Annotated in this window: 17 protein-coding genes; 10 read left to right on the forward strand and 7 right to left on the reverse strand. The window is 67.8% G+C overall.

The genetic code is table 11. From position 1 onward, the window contains the following. Nucleotides 1–4: 4 nt before the first annotated feature. Together IG65_RS39850 and IG65_RS39855 are read right to left on the reverse strand one after the other, a co-directional pair. Nucleotides 5–463, reverse strand: a complete 459-nt coding sequence (locus IG65_RS39850) for a hypothetical protein (protein WP_369801589.1) — start codon at nt 461–463, stop codon at nt 5–7. Continuing rightward, on the reverse strand, nt 373–855 hold the full coding sequence (locus IG65_RS39855; protein WP_369801590.1) for an FAD-binding oxidoreductase: 483 nt from the start codon (nt 853–855) through the stop codon (nt 373–375). Before IG65_RS39855 ends, IG65_RS39850 begins: the two co-directional genes overlap by 91 nt. A 238-nt stretch (nt 856–1,093) precedes the next feature. On the opposite strand from IG65_RS39855, the gene IG65_RS0126010 reads away from it, so the two are divergent. Beyond that, nucleotides 1,094–1,894 carry an IclR family transcriptional regulator gene (locus IG65_RS0126010; protein WP_030517582.1) on the forward strand — a complete coding sequence of 267 codons (801 nt, stop codon included), beginning with the start codon at nt 1,094–1,096 and terminating at the stop codon, nt 1,892–1,894. A 46-nt stretch (nt 1,895–1,940) separates the two neighbouring features. Here IG65_RS0126010 and IG65_RS0126015 read toward each other — a convergent pair whose 3' ends face one another. The 3 genes from IG65_RS0126015 to IG65_RS0126025 all read right to left on the reverse strand — a co-directional run bounded on the left by IG65_RS0126015 (nt 1,941) and on the right by IG65_RS0126025 (nt 4,744). Next, nucleotides 1,941–3,506, reverse strand: a complete 1,566-nt coding sequence (locus tag IG65_RS0126015; protein WP_030517583.1) for an FAD-dependent oxidoreductase — start codon at nt 3,504–3,506, stop codon at nt 1,941–1,943. Between the two features lie 84 nt (nt 3,507–3,590). Next, nucleotides 3,591–3,989 carry a VOC family protein gene (locus tag IG65_RS0126020; protein WP_030517584.1) on the reverse strand — a complete coding sequence of 133 codons (399 nt, stop codon included), beginning with the start codon at nt 3,987–3,989 and terminating at the stop codon, nt 3,591–3,593. Then, entirely contained in the window at nt 3,986–4,744 is a 759-nt protein-coding gene (locus tag IG65_RS0126025; RefSeq protein WP_030517585.1) for an SDR family NAD(P)-dependent oxidoreductase, read from the reverse strand. Before IG65_RS0126025 ends, IG65_RS0126020 begins: the two co-directional genes overlap by 4 nt. 135 nt (nt 4,745–4,879) lie before the next feature. On the opposite strand from IG65_RS0126025, the gene IG65_RS0126030 reads away from it, so the two are divergent. From IG65_RS0126030 to adhE, 7 genes are all read left to right on the forward strand, one after another. Then, on the forward strand, nt 4,880–5,680 hold the full coding sequence (locus tag IG65_RS0126030; RefSeq protein WP_030517586.1) for an enoyl-CoA hydratase-related protein: 801 nt from the start codon (nt 4,880–4,882) through the stop codon (nt 5,678–5,680). Further along, nucleotides 5,677–6,837: an acyl-CoA dehydrogenase family protein gene (locus IG65_RS0126035; RefSeq protein ID WP_030517587.1), complete on the forward strand. Its 1,161-nt coding sequence runs from the start codon at nt 5,677–5,679 to the stop codon at nt 6,835–6,837. Before IG65_RS0126030 ends, IG65_RS0126035 begins: the two co-directional genes overlap by 4 nt. After that, on the forward strand, nt 6,834–7,934 hold the full coding sequence (locus IG65_RS0126040) for an acyl-CoA dehydrogenase family protein (RefSeq protein ID WP_030517588.1): 1,101 nt from the start codon (nt 6,834–6,836) through the stop codon (nt 7,932–7,934). The genes IG65_RS0126035 and IG65_RS0126040 overlap by 4 nt, the downstream gene beginning before the upstream one ends. Further along, nucleotides 7,931–9,205, forward strand: coding sequence for a CaiB/BaiF CoA-transferase family protein (locus IG65_RS0126045; protein ID WP_030517589.1), 1,275 nt, complete (start codon nt 7,931–7,933; stop codon nt 9,203–9,205). The genes IG65_RS0126040 and IG65_RS0126045 overlap by 4 nt, the downstream gene beginning before the upstream one ends. Next, a complete protein-coding gene (locus IG65_RS0126050; protein WP_030517590.1) occupies nt 9,202–9,912 on the forward strand; it encodes a GntR family transcriptional regulator in 711 nt (236 codons plus the stop codon). Before IG65_RS0126045 ends, IG65_RS0126050 begins: the two co-directional genes overlap by 4 nt. A 2-nt stretch (nt 9,913–9,914) precedes the next feature. Then, a complete protein-coding gene (locus tag IG65_RS0126055; RefSeq protein ID WP_051756904.1) occupies nt 9,915–10,886 on the forward strand; it encodes an alpha/beta hydrolase in 972 nt (323 codons plus the stop codon). A 704-nt stretch (nt 10,887–11,590) separates the two neighbouring features. Then, nucleotides 11,591–14,251: a bifunctional acetaldehyde-CoA/alcohol dehydrogenase gene (gene adhE, locus IG65_RS0126065; RefSeq protein WP_030517593.1), complete on the forward strand. Its 2,661-nt coding sequence runs from the start codon at nt 11,591–11,593 to the stop codon at nt 14,249–14,251. 87 nt (nt 14,252–14,338) lie between these two features. On the opposite strand, the gene IG65_RS39295 is transcribed toward adhE, so the two are convergent. Both IG65_RS39295 and IG65_RS0126075 read right to left on the reverse strand, forming a co-directional pair. Continuing rightward, the gene (locus IG65_RS39295; protein WP_231509427.1) at nt 14,339–14,560 is read right to left on the reverse strand and encodes a hypothetical protein; all 222 of its coding nucleotides are present in this window, start codon (nt 14,558–14,560) and stop codon (nt 14,339–14,341) included. Between the two features lie 331 nt (nt 14,561–14,891). Next, nucleotides 14,892–15,743 carry an SDR family oxidoreductase gene (locus IG65_RS0126075; protein ID WP_030517594.1) on the reverse strand — a complete coding sequence of 284 codons (852 nt, stop codon included), beginning with the start codon at nt 15,741–15,743 and terminating at the stop codon, nt 14,892–14,894. 133 nt (nt 15,744–15,876) lie between these two features. Between IG65_RS0126075 and IG65_RS0126080 the strand changes: the two genes are divergently transcribed. Both IG65_RS0126080 and IG65_RS0126085 read left to right on the forward strand, forming a co-directional pair. Further along, the gene (locus IG65_RS0126080; protein ID WP_231509429.1) at nt 15,877–16,473 is read left to right on the forward strand and encodes a TetR/AcrR family transcriptional regulator; all 597 of its coding nucleotides are present in this window, start codon (nt 15,877–15,879) and stop codon (nt 16,471–16,473) included. Between the two features lie 14 nt (nt 16,474–16,487). Beyond that, on the forward strand, nt 16,488–17,729 hold the full coding sequence (locus IG65_RS0126085) for an NADH:flavin oxidoreductase (RefSeq protein WP_231509430.1): 1,242 nt from the start codon (nt 16,488–16,490) through the stop codon (nt 17,727–17,729). Nucleotides 17,730–17,773 lie beyond the last annotated feature (44 nt).

Here is a 17,773-nt window from a genome sequence, read left to right on the forward strand (position 1 = left end):
CCGATCAGTATTCGATCGAAATCTCGTCGCTCACCGGTTCGGCCTGACACGCCAGGATGTACCCGTCGGCGAGATCGTCGGCCGCGAACGGGTCGCGCTGCAGGGACAGAAACCGCTCGGAGTGCACGCTCGCGGCCGCGAATCCCGTTTGTCCACATACTTCGGCGGTGAGGTCCATCAGCGGTGCCGGGCCGCAGATGTAGACCGACCGGTCGCGCAGCGGGCGCAGCAGTATCGACAGCGCCCGGCGACTGGGGTAGCCCTGCACCGACTCCAGGATGTGGATCACCGAAAACCTCTCGGGGAAACGGTTTTCCAGCTCACGCAGCTCCGCCGCGAAGATGACCGACTCCTGGTCGCGGTTGGCGTAGATCAGGACCACGTCGCCCGCGCCGCCGAACAGGATCGATTTCGCGATCGCGATGACCGGCGTGATTCCGCTGCCGCCTGCCACCAGGACCACGGCCTCGTCGAGGGAGGCCGGACGAAGGTTCCGGCCGGCGCAAGCACATCCAGTTCGTCACCGATCCGCACCGTGTCACAGAGCCAGTTCGACCCGTGGCCGCCCGCGACCCGTTTGACGGTGAACTTCATCGCCGGGTCGGTGTGCGGTGAACTCGACAGGGAATAGCACCGCGCCGAGCCGGTACCGATGTCGGGAACTCGGACGGTGAGGAACTGCCCCGGGCGATAGTCCGTTTTCGTCATGCCGGCCAGCGGTTCGACGACGAACGATCGCGCCTCGGCAGTCTCTTCGACGATCTCGCTGATCCGGACCCGGGCGACGCGAGTTGCCGGCGCCGCTTCCGCCGCATCGGCGCGGGACTCCGGATCGGTACTCGTCTGCGTGGACATCCGCACTCCTGGTCGTGGTCAGCACTACGCGCCCGGATCCCGGAGCCGAGGGCCACGGAAGGCTATGCCGCGAAAATCGGCGGAAAAGCGCGATATCTCGCTCATTGGGAAGGTCGTTCGATGCCGATCCCATATCCGTGCGATCGTCGTGCCCGCGCTCGTCACGGCTGTTCGACGTGCACATGCACGTGGTAGTACCGTGGCGAGCATCACAGCGACGTGGCTGGTGGGAGGTCTGGTGAGAACAACAAGCACTGCCGGGGTCCCGGTCTCGGTGGTCGAGCGGGTATCGCTGGTGCTGGAGACTTTCAATGGAGTAGGGCCGCTGACCTTGGCCCAGGTGACCTCCCGGACCGGTCTGCCCCGATCATCGGTGCACCGGCTGCTCGAACAGCTCGCGAGCGCGGGCTGGCTTGCCCGGTCGCCCGAGCAGACGTACGAACTCGGCGTCAAAGCCTACGAAATGGGGCAGGCGGCCCTGAATCAGAATCGTCTGCTGCAAGGAGCGCGTCCGGTGATGCAGGCGTTCGCCCAGCAGACCGGGTTCACCATCCAGCTGGGTGTGGTCGACCACGGTGACACCGTCTACCTCGCGAAGGTCAACGGACGCGCATCAGGACCCACCCCGACGGCCGTGGGACAGCGGGTGCCCGCCCACCTGACCGCCGTGGGCAAGGCACAGATCGCATGCAGCGAGACCGCGAACAATCCGCAGATCGTGCAGACCCTGCACCACACGGCTACCGGTGAACTCGTGCGACGCACCACGCAGAGCATCATCTCCGACGCCCGGCTGAAGGAGGAACTCGCCGTCATCCGGGAGCGCGGCGCCGCGTTCGATCGCGGAGAAGCCTTCGCCGGACTCGGCTGTGTCGGGGTATCCATCGGCCCGGCGGACCATATCTACGGCAACCTCGCCGGTATCTCCGTCTGCGCCTCGGTCACCACGCTCGACTACCGCAAACTCGTCGGTCCGGTGCGGATGGCGGCCCGCGAGATCTGGGATCGCTGCGTAGCAGCCGACCTGGCGTCCCATTGATGCGGCTCGGGCCGCGACGGCTTGTACGTCGCGGCCCGAGCCTCGATCAGGATGCGGTGGCGTCCGCGGCGCTGAGCCGCCCTGCCATATCCGAGACAGCTCGATAGGCCATGACCATGCCGGACCCCAGGGGGACACCGGGACCGGGATATACCGGCCCCGCAACCGAAGCCGCGGAATTACCCGCGGCGTACAACCCGGCGATCACCGATCCGTCGGGCCGCTGCACTGCGCCGTCGCGATCGATCACGGCGCCGCCCTTGGTTCCGAGGTCGCCGAGGACCAGGCGCACCGCATGGAATCGTGCACCGTCGAGAGGAAGCAGACACGGTTCGGGCGAGGCGGCGCCGACGAAGAAACGACCGAACGGATCCTCTCCGCGGCCGAAATCGTCATCCTTGCCGCGCTCGGCGAATTCGTTGAACCGGCGTACGGTCTCGGTCAGCTGCTCGGCGTCGACGCCGATCGCCGCGGCGAGACCGGCGAGATCGGTGGCGGTGTGCCACAGTCCGGCCTCCGACATCTCCGCCCGGTCGGGGGCGGGCACGCAGATGGCGGGCAGGTCGTCGCCGAACCGGTTGTCGAAGATGAACCAGAAGCCGTCACCGTGCCCCAGGCGCATCCGCTCCCGCATCTCCCGGCCCATGCGATCGTAGGGCAGCATCTCGTTGGCGAAGCGCTGCGCGGTCTCGTCGACGATGATTCCGGCGCGCACCCCGAGGGTGAATGCGGCGTGCCCGTTGGGGAACAGCGTGGCCGGACACCACCACGACTGATCGAGCAGGTCGAGGGCGGCGCCTGCCGCTTGTGCGAGCGACACCGCGTCGCCGGTCCCGGTGTCCGGATGCGAGGAACTCCAGTCCGCGGTGGGCATGTCCTGCCAGGTCCGGCGCAGCTCCGCCGAACGTTCGTAGCCACCCGCGGCGAGCAGAACGCCGGCACGCGCCTCGATCCGAGTCGGAGTGCCGGCCGGACCGGCCAACACGACGCCGGTCACCCGATCCGACTCGTCCTGGACCAGTTCGGTGACGCGTGTGGACAGCATCAGGTCGGCGTTGCCGGTCGCGTCGAGGGCGAGCACCATGCGCGCGATCCAGGCCTGACCGCCGTCGAGCATCGACCGGTCCAGCTCGATATCGAACTGGTCGGCCGCCACCATCGGCCGGATGTCGGTCAGTCGATCGCCGACCTCTTCGGCGGATATCGCGCCGGCGAAGATACTGCGCCCGTTGGCACTTCGTCCGGGCGCGTCGAAGTAGTCGGGGAAGGGGCGGTGTTCGAGCGGGATACCGACGGTGTTCTCGAGGAAGTCGGCGACGACCGGGCCGGTTTCGAGGTAGGCGCGCTGCACCTCCGGGCGGGTGTGCTCACCTACGAGCGATCTGAAGTAGGTCAGTCCCGCGCCGACCGAGTCCTCGACGCCCTGCCGCTCGAGCACATGGTTGCCGGGCAGCCACACGCTGCCGCCCGAATACGCCGAGGTGCCGCCGAAGCAATCGGTCTTCTCGATTACGCAGGTCGACAGACCGCGATGGGCCGCGGCGAGTGCGCCCGCGAGGGCGGCGCCACCCGAGCCCACCACTATGACGTCGTATGAATTACCCCAGGTCATCGCCGCATTGCTCCATTCTCCGGTCCGGGCGTGAACGGCGCCACGCTAAATGCCGTGGATCGCCACCACGCCCGGACTTCCCGCTCAGCGGTCCTGTAGTTCGGCGGACCCGACAACCTCGATGAGGTAGCCGTCGGGGTCACGGAGTTTGCCGATCGTGCAACCGAATTCCGTCAGCACGGTGGCGGGCATTTCCTGGGTGCCACCGTGTGCGCACCCACGGGCCAGCAGTGCGGCGACGTCGGCGGTGTTGAGCACCAGCTTCACCAGCATGTTGCCGTGGTCGGGTGCAGCGGCATTCGCGCGCGGCGCGATCAACTGGATCCCGGCCGTCCCGGCACGCACAATCACCGCATCGAAGGCATCGGTGGCGATCGATCGTTCCTCGGTGAATCCGCAACCGGCGGTGTAGAACTCGGTAGCGGCGGGCAGATCCGAGACCCGGATCGCGGTGAGCGACAGGGTGGTCGGCGCGACGGTCATCGGGTCTGCGATCCGCCGTTGAAGTCCAGGGTCTGCCCGGTCATCCCGCCCGCCTCGTTCGAGGCGAGGTAGGCACAGAACGCGCCGACCTCGATCGGGTCGCCGAGTCGCCCGATCGGCACTCCCGCGATGAGTCGCTCGATCTGCTCCGGCGGCATCTTGTCCACCAGGTTGGCTTGCAGGCCGAGGGCCACGATGTTGGCGGTGACGCCGTACTGGCCGGTCTCGGCGGCGAGGTGGCGGATGAAGCCCTCGATACCGCTCTTACCGGTCGCGTACATCGACACGTTGATGTTCTGTCCGGTGCGCGCACTACCCGAAGAAATCTGCACGACGCGTCCCCAGCCGGCATCGCACATACCGTCGATGACCGCTTTGATGCAGTTCATCGCGCCGTAGATGTTGAGGTCGATCGACGGCGCCCACTGGTCCGGCGTCAGCTCCCGAAACGGCTTGCTGACCCGGTCCTCGGCGATACCGGCATTGTTGACCAGGATGTCCACGTGCCCGCCCAGCTCGGCCTCGGCCGAACGCACCGCATCGACCGTGGCCCGATAGTCGGTGACGTCGAACGCCCGCACGATCGCCTTATTACCTTCCCCGGCGATGGCCGCGGCCACCCGCTCGGCGCGGTCGGCGTGCAGGTCGTTCACCACAACCGTCGCACCCTGACGCGCGAGGACCGTCGCGATCCCCTCGCCCACGCTCTGGCCCGCACCGGTGACCAGGGCGATCCGTCCATCCAACTCGAACACGAATGCACCTTTCCCTTGATTGCGCCATCACATCGCAGGGATGGCGACCTGCCCTTTGCACACTCGCCGAGCCTGGTGCAGATTGTCAATCATTATTGGATTTTATTTTGGATCCAATCTGCTAGCGTGTGCCGCATGACGTCCGACACTCCCGTCGGCGCCCCGTCCGAACCGCCGGTCCGCACCGAGTTCACCGACGGGGTCGCCACTGTGACCCTGAACAATCCGCGGCGCAAGAATGCGATCAGCCTGGAGATGGCCGCCCTCATCGACGACTTCTGCGCGCGCGTGGAGACCGACACCGACATCGGTGCGGTCGTGGTGCGCGCGGCCGGTGCGTATTTCTGTAGCGGTGCCGATACCCGAGATCTGGCGGCGTCATCGGCCGATCCCGCCTCCCCGGAGGCGGTGCGCCGCACCTCCGCGGTCTACGGGTCCTTCGTCCGGGTGGGCTCGCTGCCGGTTCCCACCATCTCGCGGGTGGCCGGCGGCGCCGTCGGCGCGGGCTTGAATCTCGCTCTCGCCACCGATCTCATGGCCGTCACCCCACAGGCCCGCCTCGACAGCGGTTTCCTGGCTCGCGGAATCCACCCCGGCGGTGGACATCTCGCCTTGCTCGGCCGCGCGGTCGGATGGTCGGGCACCATTGCACTGGCGGCGTGCGGACACTCGCTCACGGGGACCGAAGCGGTCGAGCGCGGGCTCGCCCACCTGGTGGCGGAGGAAGCCGATCTCGACGCCCGGATCGCCGAACTCACCGGCCCGGCGGCCGCGGATCCCGAACTCACCCGCCGCATCATGGCCAGCGCCCGCCTGGAACTCGGGCCGCCCGCGGTGAGCTGGGCCTCGGCGCTGGAAATCGAACGGGGCGTGCAGATGTGGTCCATGTCGCGCAAGGGCGAAGCGTCCTGGTCGTCGCGGGGACCGGGCCGATGACCGCCGCTACCGGCAGCCGGTCACAGGCCGGTCCCGTCGAGGTGGCGCAGTTGCGCGCCGAGGTGCGCGCATTTCTGCGCGAACAACTCGACACCGGCGTGTTCACCCCGGCGCCCGACAACTGGATGAGCGGATTCGATCCCGCCTTCAGCGCCGAACTCGGTCGTCGCGGCTGGCTCGGCATGACGATGCCCGAACACTATGGGGGACATGGCCGTTCATTGCTCGAACGTTTCGTCGTCACCGAGGAACTGCTGGCCCACGGGGCGCCCGTCGCGGCGCATTGGATCGCCGACCGGCAGATGGCGCCGGGCATCCTCGCCAACGGGACCGAGGAGCAGAAGCAGCGATATCTGCCCGGAATCGCCGCCGGCCGGTTGTTCTTCGCGATCGGTATGAGCGAACCCGACGCCGGTTCGGATCTGGCCGCCGTCCGCACGAAGGCGGTGGCGCGCCCCGACGGCTCGTGGACGATCTCGGGCACGAAGGTATGGACCACCGGCGCACACGTCGCCCATGCCATGGTCCTGCTGGCCCGCACCGACGGCGGTCCGGGCGACCGGCACAGCGGACTGTCGCAGTTCCTGGTGGAACTGTCCACGCCCGGCATCGAGGTACGGCCGCTGCAGAGCATCGACGGAGGCCGGCACTTCAATGAGGTCGTCTTCCACGACGTGCACGTCGGCGCGGACACGTTGCTGGGACAACGCGGCTCGGGATGGGCGCAGGTGATGAGCGAACTGGCCTACGAGCGTTCCGGGCCCGAGCGCTATCTGTCGACCATGCCGCTGCTGCGCGCCTGGGCCGAGGAACTGCGCCGCTCGGGAGCTACACCGCAGCAACGCACCACCCTCGGATCGCTCACCGCGCAGGCCTGGGCCCTGCGGCGCATGTCGCTGGCCGTTACCACCGAACTCGCTGCCGGACGCAAACCCGATGTGCTCGCCGCGATCGTCAAGGATCTCGGCTCGAGTTTCGAAGGTGATGTGGTGGAGGCCATTCGCGCGTGCACGGATATCGAACCGCGCCGCAGCGGCGGCGACGGGTTCGCACGGTTGCTCGCTGCCGGTGTGCTGCATACCCCGGCATTCACGCTGCGCGGCGGCACCAACGAGATCTTGCGCGGAATCGTCGCGCGCGGAATGGGATTGCGATGACCTATCCGAATACCGAACTGGTCGCGGCGGTCGCGGACATGATCGACCGCATCGGCATCGACGCGACAACGCCCGCTGCCGCACCCGACCGTGCTGTCTGGGACGCACTGGCCGACGCGGGCTTCACCGAGATCGGTATCCCAGAAGGTCGAGCCGGAAGCGGTGGCACGTCCGCGGATGCCTTGTCGGTGGTGCACGCCGCAGCGGAGCGCGGTGCGATCACCCTCCTGATCGAGCACACCTTGCTGGCAAGCCCTCTGCTCGCGCAATGCACCGGTACGGCGGCAGCCGGGCCGAGCACTGTGATGATCGCCGACGATCGTTGCGGCACACGCGAAGTGGACGGCACCACCGTTCTCGACGGCATCATCACCGGTGTAGTGCACGGTCGTGACGCTGCCCAGGTGGTCGTTCTTCTCGAGCCGCCGAACCCAGGTGCACTCCCACGGATTGCGATCGTCGCCGCCGACGCCCCGGGAGTGGACGTGCAGCCCGGCACCGATCTGCTCGGCGCCGCACTCGACGACTATCGCTTCGACGCGACGCCCGTCGAGCTCCACGCCGAATCACCGGTCGACGCAACGGAACTCGAGCACCGCGGCGCCCTGTCCTATACCGTCGCCCTGGCCGCCGCAGCCGGTTCGGTGCGCGAGGCAACCCTGCGCTACGCCGGCGAACGCACCCAGTTCGGACGTCCACTCGCGAAATTCCAAGCCATTCAGCAACGCCTCGCCGGGCTCGCCGCCCGCGCCGCACTGATGCAGACGGCAGCCACTGCCGCGACCGAGGCAGCCGTGGCCAACCCGCACCTGCGCCGGGCCTCGATTGCCGCCGCGAAGGCGGTGACTTCGGCATCGGCTCGCGAAGTCGCAGCCGCTGGGCACCAGATCCACGGGGCGATCGGATTCACCACCGAACACAGTTTGGGACGATTCACCACGGCGCTGTGGGCCTGGCGGGACCGTTACGGGTCCGAAGAGTACTGGGCCGACGTCCTCGCCGGGCAGATCCTCGACGAGGGCACGGACCTGTGGGATGTCGTCGTCGGCGCCGAGTCGGCCGGCGAACCCACTGTCGCAGAAGGGAATTCCCGATGAGCATCACCCCACCCGCACCGGCCGAGGCCGGTGACGAGTTGCGCATCGACGGCCGGGCGGCATGGCGCGGCGCCGACACCGCCACCGGCAACGGCGTGCTCACCGGACTGCGCGTCCTGGACCTGAGCCGCGTCCTGGCCGGCCCGTATACGGCGCAGATGCTGGCCGACCAGGGCGCCGAGGTCATCAAGGTGGAGGCGCCGGCGGGCGACGAAACCCGCGGCTGGGGGCCACCGTTCGTGGATTCCGGTACGAGTGCCTACTACGGCAGCCTCAACCACAGCAAAGACAACATCTGCCTGGATCTGCGCACCACCGAAGGACGCGAGATCCTCGGTCACCTCATCGCCGGCGCCGACGTGATCATCGAGAACTTCAAGGCCGGCACGATGGCACACTGGGGATTCGATTTCGATACCGTGCTCGGCCGCCGGTATCCACGACTGATCTACTGCCGGATCACCGGATTCGGCGTCGACGGCCCGATGGGCGGACTTCCCGGCTACGACGCGGTCCTGCAATCCTTCGGCGGCCTGATGAGTATCAACGGCTATCCCGACGGCAACCCCCTGCGTGTCGGCGTGCCGATCGTCGATATCGTCACCGCCAATCTCGCCGTGAACGGCATCCTGCTGGCGCTGCTCGAGCGCGACCGCAGCGGGCACGGGCAACTGGTCGATATGGCGTTGCTGGACGCGGTCATCTCCCTCCTGCATCCGCACGCGGCCAACTGGATTGCCAGCGGAAGCGTCCCCCAGCGAACCGGCGATTTCCATCCGACCGTGGTCCCCTATCAGGTGTTCCGGGCCGCCGACGGCGACTTCTTCGTCAGCGCCGCCAACGACCGCCAATTCCGTTCGCTGACAAAGACACTCGGTGTACCGGAGCTCGCCGACGAACCACGCTTCGCATCCAACGCGCAGCGGCACGCACATCGGGAGGAACTCGTAGCACTGCTCGGCGAACTGATCACGGCCTGGCCCCGAGCCGAACTCGCCGCCCGGCTGGAGGAGGCAGGTGTCGCGGCGAGCTCGGTGAACACCGTCGACGAGGCTCTGCAGTCGGCGCAGGCCAGGCACCGCGAGCTGTTCATCGAAGCGCCGGACTATCGCGGCGTCGGGGTACCGATCTCGCTCGGCCGATCGCCGCACCGACGCCCCCGCCCCGCGGTCGCCCGTGGCGCCGACACCGCATCGGTGCTGATCGCGATGGGTTACCCCGCTGAGCGAATCGGCGCCTGGCGCTCGGCTGGTATCTTCGGGGACCCGTGAGCAGACCGACTGAAAGTCCCGCACCGACGAGCCGCGACGTCGGCCGCGCCGCCGGGCGGGTGGTCGCGGAACTGGAACGCCTGATCGTGACCGGGGAGTTGCTTCCCGGCCAGCCGATCCGCCAAGTCCTGATGGCCGAACGCCTCGGTGTCAGCCGGTTGCCGATCCGCGAAGCACTGCGCCATCTGACCGCCGAGGGCCTGGTGGCCCACGAACCCAATGTGGGCTACACGGTCGCGCGGCTGCAACAGTCGGATTTCGACCAGATCTATCTGATGCGTGCCGCCCTGGAACGCGAGGTGCTGCTGTCGCTGCCCGCGTTTTCCGCCGACGCCCTGGCGGAAGCCACCCGCGCCGCGCATCAGGTGGTCGAAGCAGCCGAACAGGGCGATGTACTCGCGATGCGGATGCACAATCACGCCTTCCACTTCGTGATCTTCGAGCGATCCCCACTGAATCTCATCGTCGCAGAGATCCGCCGGCTGTGGACTCTCGCGATGCCCTACCACGCCGCCTACCTGTACGACCCGGCCGCGCGCGCCCGCGTCGTGGCCGAACACGACCAGATGATCGAAGCGTTGACCCGCCACGACAACGAACGGCTCGTCGAGTTGATGAACGAGCACCGCCGCGGCGGGGAGACCAGCACCGGGATGATGCTGCGCGCCACGCGAACCGCCGCGCCTCCCGAACCTCTCGAGGAGTGAAATTGACCGCACCGATCGGGTACAAACCCTACCGATTCGCCTGGGATCCCGACGTCGAAGTGATTCTCGAGCGGGTCCGCGCGAACAAGACCGGCCCCATGCACGCCGCCGGAGTCGAAGCCGCACGCCGGTCCCTCGAATCCATCGTGCGTCCCCCCGGCCCCGATATGCGCACCGTTTGCGACACCACCTTCGACGGCCCGCACGGCGCCGTCCCGGTGCGGGTCTACCATCCGCTGACCGCACCGGAATCCGCTGCGCCCGCGCTGGTGTGGTTCCACGGCGGCGGCATGATCATGGGCACCTTGCAGTCCTTCGACCGCCTCGCCCGCGATATCGCCGACGCGGCCGGAGCGGTGCTGTTCAACGTCGACTACCGCCTCGCGCCGGAGTACCGCTACCCCGTCGCCAACGACGAGGCGTGCGCGGCGCTGCGCTGGGTCGTCGACACGGCATCGAACTGGGCGGTCGACGCCACCCGGATCGGTGTCGGCGGAGACAGCGCCGGCGGCGGACTCGCCGCCGCGACGGCACTGCGCAGCCGCGATGACAACGGCCCGGCGATCGCACAGCAGGTGCTGTTCTACCCCGGTGTCGAGCGCCGCACCGACCGCCCCTCGATGCGCGAGTTCGGCAGCTCCCCCTTCCTCACCGCCGAGGACATCGACTGGATGAAAAGCCTGTACCTCGGCCCTGATCCCGCCACAGACGACGCCTACGGCGTTCCGGCACTGGCGAATTCGCTCGCCGACCTGCCACCCGCCATCATCGCCGTAGGCTACGCGGACCCGATCCGCGACGGCGTCGAAGCCTACGGCGACCGGCTCCGGGAGGCAGGCGTGCCGACTGTGCAGCTGCGTTATCCGGGAGTGGGCCACGGATTCGCCATGCAGGCGCCATCGGTCGCGCGAGGGCGTGCGGCGATCGCCGAGGTAGGGGCGCTGGTCGCGGCGCGGTTCCGCGGCGAACGCTGATCCTCGACAACGAATTCCGCTCAGAAGACCGCTTGCCCAGTGGGCCAACTGTCGGCCGTACACACGCGCCAACATGATTCGCATGCGCCTGCGTCCAACGCTCGGCGACATCGGGGTGAGGTTGATGTGTAGTCACACGCTATCCGACATTGCCGCCGGGGCTAAGGTTCCGCCGGGGCGATAGCCGCACCCCGTTCACGCAGCATGCGTGGGCCCGCCTCGCGGACGGCAATTGGCTCGGTCTCGTCGAGATGGTCCTGTGGACCGGCAACGGTTACGGGCAGCTGCCCGTGACGAAGTGGTGCCCTGCGTCCGCGATATCGCCGACGCAGGGCGGCCGCTCGCCAAGATGAGGGCATCTCAGACTCTCGGGGGCTCCGATCGTCCGCGGCGGTTGCAGAAGATCACGAAGACGAGCAAACAACCGGCCGGGATGCGACGAGCGATCGTGGTGATGGCCTCGGCCCAGCGGCAGCCGGTTCCCGCGATCGCGAGGTTGAATGTTCGGCGGGCGTCCGGATCGCAATTCAGCGGGGTGATCCGCTACCGCCGACGAGGCCACCCGCTCACGTGAGTGCCGTCGCGGCGCGGCATTGCCGATAGCAGGGCACAAAGACCGCAGTCAACGCCGCCGAGCGGGAGTACCGTCGCGAACATGCGCCTCGGATACCGAGGACACCGGCATCTCCACGCGAGGAGATCTCATGACCGATACCCGGAGCGGCCCAGCCTCCCAAGCCGTGCATCGCAGCGGTGAGACCGCCACCGCCGACGCCATCGCGCCGGGCGACACCGGCATCTCCCGGTACCACGAGGTGGACGCGATGGTCGACGCGGCGTCCGTCGCGGCGAAGGCATTCCGCGAACTCGACCAGCAGCAGGTCGACGCGATCGTGGCGGCGATGGTGCGCGCCGGGATCCGGTCGGCCGCCGAACTGGCGCGGGTCGCTATCGAGGAAACCGGCTTCGGCGTCTTCGAGGACAAGGTCGTGAAGAACTACATCGCCACCGAGTTCCTCTACGACTACCTGCGTGACAAGAAGTCCGTGGGAGTCATCGACGAGGACGTCGAGCGCAGCATCACGCGGGTCGCAGAACCGATCGGCGTGGTACTGGCCATCACCCCGGTTACCAATCCGACCTCCACCGTGCTGTACAAGGCGATCGTGGCGGCGAAGACGCGCAACGCGGTGCTATTCCGGCCCTCGCCGTTCGCCGTCCAATCATGCGAGCGCACCGTCGAGATCCTGCGCGCTGCAGCCGAGGCGGCGGGCATGCCCGCGGGCGCGTTGCAGGTCGTCCCCGACGCCGCCCATGAGGTGACCCATTATCTGTTCGGACACCCCGGGGTCGACTTCATCTGGGTGACCGGCGGCCAGAAGATCGTCGCTCTGGCCAACGCGGCCGGAAAGCCCACGCTCAGCGTCGGGCCCGGCAACGCGCCCATCTACCTGCATCGAACGGCCGACATCAAGGCCGCCGTCGTCGACATCCTCATCTCCAAGACCTTCGACGCGTCGGTGATCTGCCCGGCCGAGCAGACCTGCATCATCGACGACGCGATCTACGACGAGACCGTCGCCGAATTCGAACGGATGGGCGCATACCTGATCACCGCCGAGCAGGCCGAGTCGCTCGCCGATTTTGCCTTCGGGTGCGGCGAGAAGGCCAATCTCGAGGCCGTAGGCCGTGCGGCGCCCGACCTGGCCGCCCGCGCGGGATTCACCGTGGACCCGTCGATCAAGGTGCTGCTCGCTCCGCTGCCCGCAGATCTCGACCGGCTCGCCGAGCATCCGCTGGTGCGCGAGAAGCTGATGCCCGTGCTCGGGCTGGTGCGCGCCCGCGACGTCCAGCACGGCATCGACGCCGCCGTCCTGGTCACCGAACATGGTGGCCTGGGACACACCTCGGCCATCTATGCGCACGACCAGGCGGTCGTCGACGCCTACAGCCTGGCCGTGCGCACCGGGCGCATCCTGGTCAACGCGCCTACGGCGGTGGGAGCGCTCGGCGGGATCTACAACAACCTCACCCCGACCTTCTCCCTCGGCTGTGGCACCTGGGGCGGCTCGGGCACCACCGAGAACGTCAACTACGAACAGCTGTTGAACATCAAGACGGTGTCCTACCGGCGCAGCCCACCGCAGTGGTTCCGGGTTCCGTCCAACACGTTCTTCAACGCGGGCGCGCTGGAGAACCTGCGCGACGTCGAGTGCGACAGCGTCGTGATCGTCACTGACGCGCTGAGCGAACAGCGCGGCGTGGTCGAGGAGTTACGCGGCAAGCTGCGCGCTCAGCACGTCAAGGTATTCAGCGAGGTCGAGCCGGAGCCGGGCGAGGCCGCCATCCGCCGCGGCGTCGCGATGCTCGAGGCGTTCGGGCCCGATGTGCTCATCGCCGCGGGCGGTGGATCGGTGATCGACGCCGCGAAGGCGATTCGCCTGTTCTACGAGCACCCCGAGACGAATCTCGCGGACCTCACGCTGCCGTTCCTCGATCCCCGCAAGCGTATGGCCGACTATCCCCAGAGCCCGCACATGGTGCGGCTGGTGGCGGTGCCGACCACCGCGGGCACCGGTTCGGAAGTCTCGCCCGCGGCGGTACTGACCGTGGGCGATCACAAGGAGACCCTGGTCGACTACTCCCTGGTGCCCGACATGGCGATAGTGGACCCGCTGCTCTCCATCTCCATGCCGCGCACCCTGACCGTCGACACCGGCATCGACGCGCTCACCCACGCGCTCGAAGCGCTGGCCTCGATCTTCGCCTCGCCCTATACTGATGCCTTTTGTGTGCAGGCCGCGCGGCTGATCTTCGAGGCGCTTCCCCGCGCCTACGACGACCCGCACGATCTGGCCGCACGAACCGATATGTCCAACGCCGCCACCTTGGCCGGACTCGCCTTCTCGAACGCCTTCGTCGGCACCAACCACGCTCTGGCGCACGCCGTCGGCGCACGGTTCGGCATCGCCCACGGCCGCGTGAACGGCGTCTTCCTGCCGCACACGCTGCGCTACAACGCCGGCCTGCCGACCAAGTTCATGCCCGCCCCCGGCTACTCGGCCTACGTCGCGCCCGAGAAGTACGCCCAGCTCGGCCGGGTCGTCTTCGGCGGACATGAACCCGAGGAGAGCCGCCGCCGACTGTTCCAGGGGGTGCGAGACCTACTCGAGCGGCTGGCGGTGCCGCGCACACTCCGCGAGATCGGCGTCCCAGAGGACGAATTCCTCGCGGCGCTCCCAGAACTGGCGATGACCGCCTTCCAGGACCTGAGCAACCGCACCAATCCGCGGATGCCGCTGATCAGCGAGATCACCACCCTGCTCCGGCTCGGCTACTACGGGGACGGCGACCATGCCCACTGACAGCGCCACCAAGATCGTGCATGCCCCGGCGGCGCGGGAGCCGCGATCGGTGGGCGGGCCACCGATCGCCGGTCATGCTTTGATTCGTCATCGCGACAGCGAATTGCGCAGATCGGTGATGGTGGCGCGGCGCTCGTAGGCGATACAGGCGAAGATCGCGGCAAGCACCAGTGGGAAGATCCCCATCGAGGGCTTGTCGGCGATGAACGCCTGCGTCCCGGCGGCGAGCAAGGTGAGTACCGACAGACCCGCGGCAGCCAGGGCACTCAGCCGTGGCACCATCAGTCCGATACCGCCTGCGACCTCCACGACACTCCGATGAAGACGAGCAGCCCGAGGGGGATGGTCAGATTCTCGGGGGCGTTGTCTGCCAGAGCGTTCGGCATAACGAACTTCGGCCCGCCGGAGGCGATGAAGAAGAACAGGCCGAGCAGGATCTGCAGGGTCCACAGGGTGCGGTTGCGGATCTTGGCGGGACGGTCGGTGACGTGGTTGGAAAAGTTGGCGCTGCGGCACCATCACCGGTCAACCGGCCCGGATCAACGTGCCACCCCGTTGATTATCACGCCAGCTTTCTCGGACGAGGCACTAGGGCCCAGTCGGTGACCGGCAGATGCGCCGACGCACCCCTCCCACTCCGTCAGCGGGCGTCAAACCCGCGGAAACGCCGGAGGTAGCCGGCGATCTTCCGGACCGGAACGGCGCGCGGCCAGTCGTCGGCCCGGAAATACGCGTCACTGCCACCGTCGACGAAAACCACGCTGCCGCACAGGAAGCGCGCCGCGTCGGACAACATGAACAGCACCCAATCCGCCAGGTCGCCGGCGTCGCCGAAACCGCCGATCGGCACCGGGAACCGGCGGATGGCCGCTGCTTCCCGCGGAGTGGCGAGTTGCTTTTCCAGCAGCGGCGTCAAGATGGCGCCCGGCGCCAGCACATTGAGCCGGATCCCTGCGCCCGCCCATGCGGCGGTGACGGCCTGGCGCCGGACCCAGCGGCTCACCGCGATCTTCGACGCCGCGTAGGCGAAGGAAGGCGCGTTGCTACCGAATATCCGCACCGCGCGCAGAGCCTTGTCGGTATCCCCCGCCAGCAGTGCGCGGATCGCGCGGCCGGGGACCGCGGGCGTGGTTGTCGTGGCGTTGCTGCCGAAGACCACCACTTTGGCATCGGTCGCCGCAGCCAGTACCGGCCGCCAGCCCTCGAGCAACTCGATCACGCCGTGATAGTTCACCTCGTAGATCAGGCGCGGGCGTTCCGCACCGGGAGCAGGGCCGACCCCGGCTGCCAAGACAGCACCGTCGAGGTGTCCGTCCACTGCGGCGAGAACGCCATCGACAGCCGCGCGCCGGCCCTCGGCCGTGGACAGATCAGCGACCACATCGGCGTCGCGCAGGTCGACCCCGACCACGGTGTGGCCATCTCGACGAAGTTTGTCCGCCACCGCTCGTCCCATTCCCGATGCCGATCCGGTCACGACATAGACACCCATCGCTTGCCTGCTTTCCGCTCTGCCTACTGCCACTTCTGCGACTCCGCGCAATATTGACACACTACGACAAAAATGGTGAACTGTGGCCATGCCCCCGAACACCGCAGCTCGGCGCGGGCGCGGGCGTCCGTCCGTGCTGGACACTCGGGCCGTCGCCGAATGCGCGCTTCACCTGTGGTCCGAACGCGGATACTCGACGACCAGCTGGAGCGATCTGGCCGATGCGACCGGCATCAGCGCCCGAACCCTGCTGCGTCACTTCTCGTCTCGTTCGGATATCGCCTACCTCGGTGTCGAGCCGGCCACGAGCAGGCTTCGCGATGCCCTCGACAACGCGACGGACAACGGCGACCCGTCGGCCGTCATCCGCGCGGCCGTCGTCGAATCGGTTTCACACGACCCGCGGATCAGCCGGATCGCGCCGCGGTGGTTGCGCCTGATCTCCGCCGAACCGGAGCTGGCCGCCATCGCGCCGCTGGCCTACCGGCCGTGGATCGACACTCTGGCGACATACATATCCGGTGTCCTCCCGGATGCACCACTGGCGATCTGCCGCGCGCTCGCTACCGCCTACCAGGCCGCATCCTTCGCCGCACTGGTCGAATGGGCCGATGCCGGCGCGGAGGGCGACTGCGCGGATGTGGTCGACGAGATGTTGTGCTGGATGGATATTCACGCTCCCGTGGATGTCCGGGGCGACCGCAGCACTCCCGCCGCCAACCAGTCCTGACAAGGAGTTCCACCATGTCCGTCACCCCGATGCCCGCGCCCGCACATCCGGATCCGCTGGCGCCTGCCACCCTCGGCCCGATCCGGTTGCGCAACCGCGTGATCAAGTCCGCCACCTTCGAGGGGGTCACCTCCGACGCCCTGGTCACCGACGCGTTGATCGATTTCCACGTGGCGGTCGGCGCGGGCGGGGCCGGCATGACCACCGTCGCATACCTGGCGGTCTCACCCGAGGGCCGCACCGAACACGATCAGATCTACTGGCGCCCCGAGGCACTTCCCGGATTGCGACGACTCACCGAGGCGGTGCATGCCACCGGCGCCGCGATATCCGCGCAGATCGGTCACGCGGGTCCGGTCGCCAACTCACGTTCCACCGGTCTGCCCTCGCTGGCCCCGTCGACGCGACCGAATCCGTTGTCGATGAGCCTGGATCGCGCCGCAACCGAAGCAGATATCCGGCGGATCATCGATGATCACGCCCGCGCGACGCGGTATGCGATCGAGGTGGGATTCGACGCGGTGGAGGTCCACCTCGGCCACAACTACCTCGCCAGCTCGTTCCTCAGCCCGAAGATCAACCGCCGCAAGGATTCCTGGGGCGGCCCGCTCCACCGTCGCGCGGAGTTCGCCCGCCGAATTCTGCAGGCGGTCCGCGAGGCAGCGGACGGACGGATCACGGTGCTGGCGAAAATGAACATGGCCGACGGCGTTCCCGGCGGTCTGTGGCTCGACGAATCCCTGGTCTTCGCGCAGATGGTGGAGAGCGACGGCCATGTCGACGCCCTGGAGCTGACCGGCGGGTCCTCTCTGCTCAACCCGATGTACCTGTTCCGCGGCGATGTTCCGATCCGCGAAATGGCCGAGACCCAAAGCGGTCTGGTGAAACTGGGCATGAAGATGTTCGGCCGCTTCGTGTTCGAGCACTACCCGTACGAACCCCTCTACTTCCGTGACTACGCACGCCAGTTCCGCAACGAACTGGACATGCCGCTGGTGCTGCTCGGCGGAATCACCGACCTCGCCGACATGAACACCGCGATGAGCGATGGGTTCGAGTTCGTGGCGATGGCGCGGGCACTGCTGCGTGAGCCGGATCTGATCAATCGCATCCGAGCGGAGTCGTCGAAGAAGTCGCTGTGCATCCACTGCAACCTGTGCGCGGCCAGCATCTTCACCGGCACGCGTTGCCCGCTGGTGAGCACCGAAGAGCGGAGCGATGTCACCGACGAGAACCCACTCGGTCTTCCCGTGTGACCACGTTCGAGAGACCTCCCATCGCCGAGGACCGCTCGGCGATG

This window comes from Nocardia sp. NRRL WC-3656 (assembly GCF_000720265.1).
GTDB classification, from domain to species: domain Bacteria; phylum Actinomycetota; class Actinomycetes; order Mycobacteriales; family Mycobacteriaceae; genus Nocardia; species Nocardia nova.